The organism is Ruegeria sp. AM2, assembly GCF_056540685.1.
This window is the reverse complement of sequence record NZ_JBQFXE010000006.1, coordinates 147,147-159,599: the sequence shown is the minus strand read 5'-3', so window position 1 is coordinate 159,599 and position 12,453 is coordinate 147,147. Positions and strand designations below refer to the sequence as shown.

At 54.6% G+C, this 12,453-nt stretch carries 8 protein-coding genes; 5 read left to right on the top strand and 3 right to left on the bottom strand.

The annotated features are described in order from the left end of the window. Positions 1-40: 40 nt before the first annotated feature. Positions 41-1,288 (bottom strand): glycosyltransferase family 2 protein, encoded by a 1,248-nt coding sequence (locus ACR0CR_RS13430; RefSeq protein ID WP_480599838.1) that lies wholly within the window; start codon positions 1,286-1,288, stop codon positions 41-43. Positions 1,289-1,804: 516 nt separating this feature from the next. Here ACR0CR_RS13430 and ACR0CR_RS13425 point away from each other — a divergent pair. The 4 genes from ACR0CR_RS13425 (at position 1,805) to ACR0CR_RS13410 (ending at position 8,602) form a co-directional block, all read left to right on the top strand. Continuing rightward, entirely contained in the window at positions 1,805-2,053 is a 249-nt protein-coding gene (locus ACR0CR_RS13425; protein WP_480599836.1) for a hypothetical protein, read from the top strand. A 165-nt stretch (positions 2,054-2,218) separates the two neighbouring features. Further along, positions 2,219-3,322, top strand: a complete 1,104-nt coding sequence (locus ACR0CR_RS13420) for an efflux RND transporter periplasmic adaptor subunit (RefSeq protein WP_480599834.1) — start codon at positions 2,219-2,221, stop codon at positions 3,320-3,322. Between the two features lie 8 nt (positions 3,323-3,330). Beyond that, the gene (locus ACR0CR_RS13415) at positions 3,331-6,438 is read left to right on the top strand and encodes an efflux RND transporter permease subunit (protein WP_480599832.1); all 3,108 of its coding nucleotides are present in this window, start codon (positions 3,331-3,333) and stop codon (positions 6,436-6,438) included. Positions 6,439-6,799: 361 nt separating this feature from the next. Beyond that, positions 6,800-8,602: a BCCT family transporter gene (locus ACR0CR_RS13410; protein WP_480599830.1), complete on the top strand. Its 1,803-nt coding sequence runs from the start codon at positions 6,800-6,802 to the stop codon at positions 8,600-8,602. A 56-nt stretch (positions 8,603-8,658) separates the two neighbouring features. On the opposite strand, the gene ACR0CR_RS13405 is transcribed toward ACR0CR_RS13410, so the two are convergent. Continuing rightward, a complete protein-coding gene (locus ACR0CR_RS13405) occupies positions 8,659-9,354 on the bottom strand; it encodes a TetR/AcrR family transcriptional regulator (protein ID WP_480599828.1) in 696 nt (231 codons plus the stop codon). Between the two features lie 79 nt (positions 9,355-9,433). Between ACR0CR_RS13405 and ACR0CR_RS13400 the strand changes: the two genes are divergently transcribed. Beyond that, positions 9,434-10,828, top strand: a complete 1,395-nt coding sequence (locus tag ACR0CR_RS13400; protein ID WP_480599826.1) for an aminotransferase — start codon at positions 9,434-9,436, stop codon at positions 10,826-10,828. Positions 10,829-10,864: 36 nt separating this feature from the next. On the opposite strand, the gene ACR0CR_RS13395 is transcribed toward ACR0CR_RS13400, so the two are convergent. Continuing rightward, on the bottom strand, positions 10,865-12,433 hold the full coding sequence (locus tag ACR0CR_RS13395; RefSeq protein WP_480599824.1) for a trimethylamine methyltransferase family protein: 1,569 nt from the start codon (positions 12,431-12,433) through the stop codon (positions 10,865-10,867). Positions 12,434-12,453 lie beyond the last annotated feature (20 nt).

Sequence of the window (12,453 nt, the reverse complement as noted above, 5' to 3'; positions counted from 1 at the left end):
ACAGCCAACCGCTAACAAACAGCCGCTGACGCGGGACTGATCACACCGGTTGGTTCAGCGCCGGCAGATCCGCATCAACGGGCTTGCCTTCGAGTTTGGGCAAGACCGCCGCGTGGCGTGACCGGTTGCCTGCGATCATGGAGAGCAGGAAGCCCGAGAAGAACGTCTGGACCCCAATCACGACCATGGTGAAAGCGGCAATCAATGTACGCATTTCGTTCAATGCAGCAAAATCCGATGCGATCCAGCCCGTGGTAACCCAGGCGGCCCAGCTTAGGCCTCCTACCGTCAGAAGCAGACCAGCAAGTATCCAATACTGCAGGCGTGAATAGCCTAGCAAGTGACGGGCGCGCTCGGTCGGCGTCCGCAGCCCGTCGCGATAGCTGCACATCAACGCGGCAAGCCAGAGTACAACGGTTTGGGATGCCAGAACCATGGCCGCACTGGCTGCGACAGCCCAGTGATCGCCAATTCTGATCCCGCCGATCCAGACCAATTCCTGATCCCCACCAACCTGCAGCAATGCGGTAATGGCAAAACCGGCTACGAAGAGCAACAGCGCGGGCACAAGAAACAACCATGTCGGGCTGAGCAGGAACATGTAGGTCAGATGCCTCAGCCCATCCCGCCACGGATTCAGATGCGGTGCCCGGCCGCGTCCATCCGGTGAAAGGGTCACCGGCACTTCAACGATATTCAGTTTCCGCAATACGGATTTCAGCAACATTTCGGACGCGAATTCCATCCCGGTCGAGGACAGATTGAGCCCATCCAACGCCTCTCGTCTGATGGCGCGAATGCCGCAATGGGCATCACCGATGCCGGTGCGAAACAGGATACGGAGGATGCCGGACAAGGCGGGATTGCCGATGTACCGATTTTTCCAAGGCATCGCACCCGACTTGATCTCACCGCGGAACCTGTTTCCCATACACAGGTCGGCGCCCTCCATCAGGCGTTCGACCATCGGAACCGCCTCGACGAAATCGTAGGAACAATCGCTGTCCCCCATTACCAGAAATGTAGCATCACTGGCTGCGAATCCGCCGATCAATGCAGCCCCGTAGCCGCGTTCGGACACGTTCACCACACGGGCTCCGGCCTTTTCGGCAAGGGCCTGGCTACCATCCGTGCTGCCGTTATCGGCAACGATGACCTCGCCGGCGCATTGATACCGGTCGGCCAATATCCGCAAGGCTGTTTGAGCCCTTGTAACACAGGACGAAATCGTCGCAGCCTCATTCAGACAGGGCATCACGATCGCGACCGAGTTATTGCCTGTCACCATAGTCCCCAACGCTCCCAATAGCGGATATGAAATTCAACAATGCCAGATAAAGCGGAAAATAGTGTCCAAATCGTGACCGCTTTCTGACGATTGGTGGGTCATAGCGCGTTTGGATGGCTCATGGGGTCCGGGACACTAATCACCTAGAATTTAGAAAAATAGATTCAATGCTTTAACATCGTTCTCAGCAGCAAACTTTGTCTGGTGTAGACCGGCCGCCCGCGGCGCAAAATGGTCGATTTCGAGACATGAATGAGAGCCTGCGCTGATCGCCGAACGTGGCAGGCCAGCAGGCGTATTGGTGTCGCAGTCGTTTTACCGTTGATTTATGTTGGTTGGGTGGTCTCAGGAATTCACGGTGCCATTGAAAGAGGCTGTACGCCCAATGTCTGCAACTGCCCGGCACCTTCAATTTGTTTCCAGAATCTGTCGCGCCCATGGCACTGCCCTGCCCGGAATTTCCGGGCGACCACCGCCAAACATAACCTCAGTCCACAGACTCTGATCTCTCTCATCTTGGTACCTCTGTGGCAAGAGCGTGGAACGCAAAACCGGCTGTCCCCATTTGATCGTCTCAAAATCGGAATTGGTCCGCCAAACGCGGCCTTGCCCGGTGATGCCGATGGCAAATCTCATGTGCTGATCATCGAAATCTCGGCGTCGGAGATCAATGGCGGAACGAGCTCGTACAGCTATGATGTGATCCAAGGTGATGAGATTCCATCGTTGGGTAACGTGGTCATATTTATCGACAGCTGGTCCTGACGTGGCGTGCATACAGGGCGGATGGGCGGATTTCCCTAAGCGTTGCGCCTCGAACGACTGCGTCCACTCCGGCCGACAAGCCAAACCAAATTTTACGTTGCGATGCCAATAAGAGCCATGAATAGTGCTCTTGCACCCAGGCAATTGCGGATAAGCGAACACAGAATGAAGACAGCGCCCCGGTTTCTCTGCACTCTGTTCGCCATTGGTTTGGCGGGAACCGTGGCCGCGCAGTCTGATGAGTCAAATAAACCCAGTGTGGTTGTCGCTCCGGCAACAATGCAAGAGGTGCAAAAGCGGGAAGAGCTTGTTGGCCGCGTGGTCGCCGATCAAAGCGTCGCCCTTGAGGCCCGCGTGGAAGGTGTTCTGCAAGAGGTCAACTTTACCGAAGGCGGCTATGTCAAAAAAGGCGACGTGCTGTTCCGCATCGAGAAACGGAAATATGCGGCAAGTGTCGAACGCGCTCAGGCCGCGTTGAAAAGCGCCCAGGCCAGCGCGCAAAGCGCCAAGACTGAGCTCGGTCGGCAGCAGACACTGTTTGACAAGGGCGACGTTCCCCAATCCGTTCTGGACACTGCTAAGGCGACTTTTGACGAAGGCCAGGCCTCGGTCGATGAGGCTAAGGCCGTTCTGAAGATCGCGCAGATAGATCTGGATAACACGGAAATCGCCAGTCCCCTGGACGGTCGGATCGGATTGTCCTCGGTCGATGCGGGCAACATCGTCGACTCTGACGGTGGTGTTCTGGCGACGGTCACCAGCATTGACCCCATTCTGGTCAGCTTTTTTGTTAGCGAGCCCGTTTTGCTGCGCGAACGTCGAAACGGGTCTATTTCCGCCCAAGGCGTTAAGCTGGCGACACAGATTACTTTGGCCGATGGTGAAATCTACGGAACCGAAGGCAACGTCATTTATGTAGGTGACAGCGTCAGTCAGGACACTGACACAATCGAGCTAAGGGCCACATTCGCCAATCCGGATGGCATTCTCATTCCCGGTCAGTTTGTTGTCGTCGCTCTCAGCGGCTCGGATGACCCCAAGGTTTTGACTGTGCCACGCAATGCGGTGCAATTCGACAAGCAGGGCTATTTCGTCTTCTCCGTTGATGACAAAAACACGGTTCACCGTACGGACATCGAAATAGGCACTCAGACTGCCACCCGAACTCAGGTCAATTCCGGGCTGAAGGAAGGTGACCGGGTCGTGGTGCAGGGGCTGCAGAAAATTCATGACGGGTTGGTCGTTAATCCGGTCGACAGCCAGAGTTAGGGCTTGGCTTGATCTCTCACTATTTCATCAACCGACCGCATTTCGCCGCCGTTATCGCGATCTTGATGGTTCTTTTTGGTGCAGTGTGTGTAAGGCTGATGCCGATCTCGGAATATCCGAACATCACGCCTCCGCAGATCTATGTGTCGGCAAAATATCCCGGCGCTGATGCGCAAGTCATCCAGGAATCCGTTGCCACGCCCATCGAGGAACGCGTGAACGGGATCAACGGCATGATATACATGAAGTCCAAAAGCGCGAATGACGGCAGCTATGACCTGAGTGTTTCTTTCGACTTGGGGACGGACCCAAATGTTGCAGCGGTTGAGGTGCAAAACCGCATAGCCCTTGCCAGCGCGGCACTGCCATCGGTTGTCCAACAACAAGGGATCGAGGTTACCAAACAATCCGGCAACATGATCCTTGTGATCAACCTTACCTCGCCTGACGGGTCACGAGACGAGTTGTTTCTCAGCAATTATGCGGCTGACTTCCTGCATGATCCCCTACAGCGTTTGCAAGGGGTTGGTGCGGTCTCACAGTTCGGCCAGTTGGAATACAGCATGCGGATCTGGATCAACCCGGTTCGCATGGCCGCGCTGAATATAACCGCGTCAGAGATTGCCGATGCGATAGAAAGCCAAAACGTCGTCGCTGCTGCCGGACAAGTCGGAGGCCCACCATTTGGCGACGCCCGTACAGATTTTCAGTTCAAACTGCGGGCCGAGGGCCTGTTGCGGGATGCCGAAGAATTCGGGCGGATCATACTATCCACAGGCGATGACGGATCGGTCACCCGACTGGAAGATGTGGCACGGATTGAGCTTGGCTCGGCGACTTATGCCGGGTCGTCGCAATTGAACGGAAAGGACACAGCGGCCATTGCCGTGCATCAGGAAAGCACCGCCAACGCTTTGGAGATTTCAGACAGCATCCATACCCTTTTGAGTGAACTTTCAAAGAAGTTTCCCCAAGGTGTCGCGTATGAGATCACCTATGACGTGACAGACGCTGTTCGTGTTTCTATCGAAGACATCCTGAAAACCTTGGCACTTACCGCCGGATTGGTGATCGCGGTAACGTTCCTGTTTCTGGCCAGTTTCCGAGCGACTGTTGTGCCCGCAATTGCGATTCCGGTTTCGCTATTGGGCGCTGTCGCGCTGATCTATGCGATTGGGTTCAGCGCCAACATGATCACCCTGTTTGCATTGGTGCTTGCGATCACGCTTGTGGTCGATGACGCGATCATCATTATCGAGAACGCGGAACGTATTCTGAACGAAGAAGGCCTCGACCCGCGCTCGGCCACGCTCAAAGCGATGTCACAGGTCAACCGACCGATCATCGCGACAACCTTTGTGCTGGCGGCAGTCTTTGTGCCGGTGTGCTTTTTTCCTGGCGTGACCGGAACGATCTACTACCAGTTCGCAGCGACGATCATTTTTGCATTCGTGCTGTCTGCCGTGAATGCGCTGACCTTGGCTCCGGTGCTTTGCGCCATGGTTCTAAAATCTGGTATGAAACCGATTGGTCCTTTGGGTTTTGTGCCCGCAGCTGTCGCATGGATCAGACGGCAGTATATGCGGCTTGTGTCGCTGATGTTGCGGTACATCGCAGTCTCGCTACTTGTTTTCGCCGCCTGTGTTGGAGCCACCGTGTATCTCTTCAAAAGCGTACCAACCGGTTTGATTCCACAAGAGGACAACGGCGTCTTGCTCGCGGCTATGACGCTGCCTGATGGGGCATCGCTTCAGCGCACACAGGCGTTCATGTCCAAGGCAGGTGAGACGATCGAAAAGACCCGCGGAGTGGATACCGTAACCACTGTTTCCGGCGCCAGTATGCTGGCAGGCAGCCGTTCAAACGCCGGAATGGCGATTGTCACGCTGAAGCCCTGGGATGAACGCGAAAGCCCCGAACTGCATTGGGATGCGATCATGCGGGATCTGGACCAAAAGCTGGCGACTTTGCCCCAGGCAGAAAGCTATGTGTTTCCGTTCCCTACTATCCATGGTCTCGGGTCGACGGGTGGTATTTCGGTCGAACTTTTGGATCTTGAAAAAGGCGATGGGGCGCAATTGGATTCAGTGATGAATGCCTTCGTCACGGCCCTGAACGCGGCACCAGAGTTCGTCCGCGCGCATGGCAGCTTCTCGGGTCAGACCCCGCAGTATCGCCTATCAGTCGACCGGGATCGCGCGGAAGCGCTTGGCGTGAGCGTCTCGGACATCTTTACGGCGCTTCAGGCCAATTTAAGCACTTTCTTTGTCGACAATTTTATCCTGTCCGAGCGGGTCTACTGGGTCGTGATCTCGGCCGATGCACAATTCCGGCAAACACTGAATGACGTTGACAGCATCTACGTCAAAAACAGTTCAGGTGAGTCGTTGCCGTTGAGAAACTTTCTGAGCAGCGAGCCGGTGCTCGCCCCGGATTCGATCCCTCGGTACAATCTGTTCACGGCTGCATCGGTCAGTGCGCAATTGGCCGAAGGTGCCAGTTCCGGCGCGGGCATCAAAGCCATGCAAGAGATCGCGGACAAAACACTGCCCGATGGCTTTCGGATCGAATGGTCAGGCGTGACGCAGCAGGAAGTTAAATCTCAGGTTATGGTGCCTTACATCATGCTGTCCGCTCTGATTTTGGCCTATCTGTTTCTGGCGGTCCTGTATGAAAGCTGGATCTTGCCGCTTTCGATCATTACCTCAGCCGTCTTTGCTCTGCTCGGCGCCCTCATTCCCATTTGGTGTTTTCCTTTCCTCACCAGCAACATCTTTGCTCAGATCGGCATGGTGTTGCTGATCGGCCTAGCAGCGAAGAAGGCCATCATGGTTGTCGAGTTCGCCAATCAGCAAAGACAATCCGGGGCAAGCATCCGCGATGCCGCCCTAAAGGCGGCAGAAATTCGGTTTCGCCCAGTCACAATGACGGGGCTGTGCTTTATTGTCGGCGTATTGCCTTTGGTGTTGTCCAGCGGTGCCGGGGCCGCTGCGCGTGTGTCTATCGGGTATCCGGTGCTTGTTGGTATGATCGTCGACAGCACCTTGGGCCTTTTGATGATCCCGGTGCTGTACGCAGCGTTTCAATCGCTTAGGGAGTATCTGCGTTTCCAATAGCCGCTTTTGAACTATAGAATACTGGTCTGCCAAAATTGCTCTGGCCCTCATCATATTTGGACCACTCCGGTGGGGCTATTCAGGATACCGACGGCGCGCCACTTTTTGACGCCTGTCAACTCGTGGGCATCGAGTGTGTTCTGGAAGAACTCAAACTCCGATTTTGTTCCGTGCAAAACCCGGCCAACCAACATTGCGAAACTTTATTTGTTATTTCTACGCCTCAAAATCAGCGCAGTGGAAAAACGTTGCAGTTCAGGTCTATTCTTTGGATGTTAAAGACATCGCAGACGTTCTTGCGAAAGCTAGCGGGCAGCAGCGCGGCGTGCAGAGCAGTCAATCTATGTAAGACCGGGATAACATGACGCTTGAGGACCCCTTCACAGACCTCAAAATAGAAACACAACGAGCTGGGTTTTATAAAGGATATAACCTGCCCATTGCTCTTGTGAGCAAGATTTCGGTTTCGCTGCTGGTGCTTTGGGCGCTGGTGTGGCCATTGTCCGCAAACGATACATTGCGATCATTGAAGTCAGGTTTGTTGGCCGAATTCAACACCTTCTACAACCTTTCGGTTGGCTTGTTTGTATTCTTCCTTATTCTGGTCGCGCTCATCCCCGCAACCGGTCGAATGCGGCTTGGTGCGGAAGGTGAGATGCCCGAGTTTTCGAACTTTTCTTGGTTTTCAATGATGTTTGGGGCGGGTTTGGGCGTGGGTCTCATGGTCTATGCAACCGCTGAACCACTTGGCCTGTGGGAAACCAACCCATTGACTGTCTCAGGGAAAGTTACACCCAAAAGCGATGACGCAATTGAAGGCGCCTACCGGTATACGTTTTTGCACACCGGATTTCACGCTTGGGCAATTTATGTAGTCACCGGCCTCAGCCTTGCCTACTACGCTTTCACCAGAGGCATGCCGCTGACAATCCGCACGGCGCTGACCCCGGTGCTTGGTGAATACTCAAACGGTGTGGCAGGCCATGTAATCGATATTCTCGGCGTCGTGGCGACGATACTCGGCGTGGCGGTAACAATCGGTTATGGCGTTTCTCAACTGGTGGATGGGGCGTTTCTGATTACCGGTGCGAGCTGGCTTGTGGAGAATGGGGCAACCGCGATGGTTCCATCGACCGCTGGCCTGATCACAGCGTTGGTGGTTGTCATGATGATGTCGACACTTTCAGCCGTCTCTGGCGTAGGGCGTGGCGTCAAATATTTGTCAAATATCAATCTTCTTTTTTCACTCGTTTTGCTGGCGGTATTCATTGTCTATGGCTCATTCGCATTTGCGGCGACGACCTATGCTACGGCGCTGGTTGACTATATTAAGAACTTTGTCCCCCTGAGTTTCCAAGCGTTTCGACCGATTTCCGAAGTCGAGTTTGCATCCGTATTGCCTGCAGAGGCGGCCCCTTTCGTCGCAGAGCTCTTCGCGGGCGCGACCGATCCGTGGGGAACCAAGGCAACCTTTCTTGAGGGTTTGAGCAACAATACCGCCGGTCTTTCCGACGCAACCAAGACTGCAGCTTATGACGCCGGAACACCAGGTAGATTGTTCGGATGGCAGGCCGGATGGACTACTTTCTATTGGGCATGGTGGATCGCATTTTCGCCTTTTGTCGGCCTTTTCCTAGCTCGTATCTCCAGAGGGCGAACCGTGCGTGAGTTTATTCTTGGAGCGGTCGTAGCCCCTTCCCTCGTTTGTTTCGCCTGGATGGCCATACTCGGTGGGGCCGCCATCGATCTGGAATTGAATGGCGAGGCCAATGGTTCCATCCTGGCCGCATCAACAACTGCAACGCTGTTCGTTACTTTGGGGGAAATGCTTTCGGGTCATTTGCTCGCGGTGGTAAGTGTCATGTGTGTAATTCTAACCATGACATTCCTTGTTACATCCGCCGACTCTGGCATCCTTGTAATGAACACGATCATGTCCGGTGGGTCCGAAGACACCGGCTTGGTTCATCGCATCATCTGGGGCGCTCTGCTGACGCTTGTCATTGGCACCCTGCTGATCGCGGGCGGCGGCGGGTTGGAGGCATTGACCAATTCGATGATCATCGGTGCGCTCCCGTTCAGCGTCGTTTTATTGCTTATGTGCATCTCTTTGGCCAAAGCAATGATTAACGATTTGCGTCGTTTGAACCAGGAAACCCAATAGTAGGGGGCCACGGCTCGTGACGGCCCGAGGTTATTCCCTGTCGCTTCCGGTTGCGTTCACCTGTGAATCAACTGGTGGCCGAAATGATCCGGAAACATTGACCGCAGAACATACAAACAGACCTTCAAAGCCTCGCCGGGATTGAAGTTATCTGAGTGCAAATGGAAGTCAGTCCAGAGCCCTTCCAGCAATGCAATCAACGCGTCTGCCGCAAGTTTGGCGTCTACGTCCTTGTATTCACCGTCGCTCTTTATTTGCTCCAGCAGTTCCAAAATCACCGCTCGGAAACTTTTGTCTCGTGAGTCGATGAAGGGAAATATTCTTGGGTTCGAGAGCGCTTCGGCCCTAAACGAAAACCATATCGCCACGTCCCTCGCATTGAGGACAAATGGGTCAAAATCCGCTTTTACGATGGAAATCAGCTTTTCGGCAGGGCTCAACTCTGGATCGTTCGATATTGCCTTCCACTGCCCTGCATAGCGGGCTGACAGTTCCTCAGCTACCGCAAGCAGCAGCATTTCCTTGGAACCAAAGTGCAGATTCATCATGCCTCGCGACAATCCCGACAACTCTTGAATTCTTGCCGTGGTCGTTCCACGAATTCCGAACTTATGGATAGCATTTGCAGCCGCCTGGATAAGCTGATTTCGGTTCTGCAACCTGCTGAGTTCCCGGGCATTGGCTGGCGGATCGGAATCGAGAGTAATTTTGACTGTCCTTCGCTGGGGCGCATTTTCCCGGTCATTTCGCATCTTTCAGAGCGGAAGTTCAAGGATTGACAGTGAATGAATGTACGTTCATTTTGTGATGTGTGTTACATCACGGTGCTCTATGACCTTTTCGAACTCCGACTTTCAATCCATACGCAATTGGGACAACCAGCACTTCCTGCATCCGTGGGAAGGCATGGCATGTCTGGGCAAAAATGAACGGACCTTTGCCGAAAGTGGATCTGGCGTTCATGTGGTGACAGAAGACGGAAAGCGCCTGATAGACGGGCCTGCCGGAATGTGGTGCGTACAATTGGGTTATGGAAACGCCGAGATCGCTGATGCAATGGCCCAGCAGGCGAAAGAGATGGCGTATTTTTCGCCTTTCAATAATGCAAGCTCGGCTCCGGCCCGGTTGTCATATGAGATAGCCAAGAGAACACCAGGTGACCTGAACCATATGTTCTTCACAACTGGCGGTTCAACGGCCGTGGACAGTGCGCTGCGGTTTGTGCAGTTCCGCAATAACTTGATGGGAAAACCTGAAAAGAAAATCGTGATCTCACGCCAAAAAGCTTACCACGGCTCGACGTATCTGGCCGCTTCGGTGTCTGGAAAGGAACGTGACAGGGGGTGGTTGGATCACGCAAGCCACCTGACGCGCTTCTTACCGAATGTGAACCCGTATACACGTCGTTCAGGTCAGACGGTCGGCGACTTCTTGGATGAAAAAATAGCGGATCTTGAAAACACGATCCTGCAGACCGGACCAGACAAGGTCGCGGCTTTCATCGCCGAACCGATCTTGTGCTCTGGTGGCGTTATTGTGCCTCCGCACGGGTATCATAAGCGGTGTCTGGAAATCTGCCGGACATACGATGTCCTGTATATTTCAGACGAGGTCGTAACCGGATTTGGGCGGCTCGGGCATTGGTTTGCATCCGAAGACGTCTTTGGAATTCAACCTGATATCATCACATGCGCCAAAGGCATGACGTCTGGGTATGTACCTATGGGGGCCTGCATCATCTCTGATCGGCTGATTGCAGATGTCAGCGGAGACAACGGGCAGAACGCCACTTTTTCAAACGGCTTCACCTATTCGGGCCATCCAGTGAGTGCAGCGGCTGGCTTGAAGACCATCGAAATCATAGAGCGCGACGGCATTCTGGAACATGTCCGCGCGATCACTCCGTTGTTTGAAGAGCGCCTGCAGGCTCTGGCCGACTTGCCACTGGTCGGCGATGCCCGTGGTATGGGGCTGGTTGGTTGCGTTGAGTGCATCGCGGACGCCGATGCCTGCAATCTGTTGGATTTGGATAAGTCCGTTGGTGCGATGATTGATCACCATTGCCAGGAAAACGGGCTGATCTTGCGGCCAATCATCAACATGTGTGTCTTCTCCCCTCCACTGATCATCACGGAGGGCGAGTTGAACGAGATGTTCGACATCCTTGAAAAAGGAATCCGGCTGGCAACTGACGACCTGACGCGCCAAGGCGTTTTCAGACCATAGGCACAACCGCGAAGCCTGCACCACCATCAGCAGCGCTTACCCTGCGCGCATCGCCTCACGGGGTAATTTGATCGGGAACTTGGACCGAACCTCTTCGTCCGCCTTGCTGCCAAAGTAGTTCGGATAGTGATTGGACAGAATGTCGTCCACAACAGACCGGCTTCGTTCGAACATGTCCTGGCGACCGGCTTTCTCCCAGGTATCCGTCAGTTCCCGGTCCAACAGGGTTGGGTACACATACTCGGTTTCCATAAATTGCAAGGTTTGTGCGTTTCCGAGGAAATGACCCGGGTCGATTGCACATTCATGGATGACGTCAACTGAAAGCGAGTCGTCGCTCACCTCAATGCCGCGAAGGGTTCGCGAGATCATGCCCGCTGCTTCGTTGTCGATGACCATTGACTCAAAACTACAGCCCATCAGACTGCCTACCATCCCGCCAAATTCGCAGAGCCGGTTGGCACCGGCGTGGGCCGCCAACGCAAAGGTCAGCGCTTTTTCCAAACCATACTGCGCGTCGGGGATCTTGGAGTCTGTCATTCCGCACCCGACGCTGGTCGGCAGGTTGTAGAAATTACCCATCTGGATGGCCGCGGCTGATATCAAAGCTTGCTCACCGCTGCCGCCTGTAAACGAACCGGTGCGCAAGTCGGTGATGAACGGCCATGCCGCAAACACAACCGGAGTGCCCGGGTTGATCAGGTTTGCGATCGCGACACATGACAAAGTCTCGGCGACAGCTTGCGCCAGTGTCCCGGCCAACGGTGCAGGAGACGTGGCGCCAGCCTGTGGTGGAACGGCCAGATCACACACCAGCCCCATTTTCGCTGTATCTATCAGGATTTCCAGATTCTCCCGCCCGAATCTTAGCGGTGAAACGATGGGGCAGCCTCCAAAGATGACCGATGGTTTCTCGAGGAACTTCCCTTCCCCACCCGACGCCAGATCGAACAGATGGATCGCGTCCTTAATATGTTCTCGGGTACGGAACGTCAGACAAGATGGCTTTTCGCTACCCGCCAGAATGGCGTAAAGCATGCTCATGTCATGCTCATAATCCTGAGGGACATCCGTCGCCAGAACCGTGTCGCCGGTCATATGGATATTGTCGAGCCGGTCGACCAAACGGGTAAAATCGTAAATGTCCTTAAGCGTCGAAGGTCGGTAACTGCGCGTTTCCGCATCGAATGTGGTTACTGCCGTGCCGGAGTTTGCATAATACACCTTGTCTTTGGTGCAGTGCATGTCGTCCTTGCCGGCTCGCGAGCCGCGCGCGTGGACATAGAACTCACTTGCAGCTTTAGCCAAAAGATCTTCCATCAAAGCGCGAGGAAAACACAGTCTGCCATGCCCGTTCACTGTTGCCCCTCTAGGGAGAACAAGATCGAGAACTTCTTGGGTGGCGTCCCCCACCCCCGTCCGCTCCAAAATGCGAAGCGCGGCCTCGTGAATGCGTGCCATATCGGCGTCTGACAGCGGTCTATATCGCCCACCCGGGATGCCTGGCCAGATCGCCTTCGAGGCGGAGTTGCCGGTACGCACGGCTGCGCGCGCTTCACGTCCGCCCCCGCGCCGTCTTGATCTGCGTTGCGTTAACTCTGCCATCGTATTTCTCCGAATTCTGC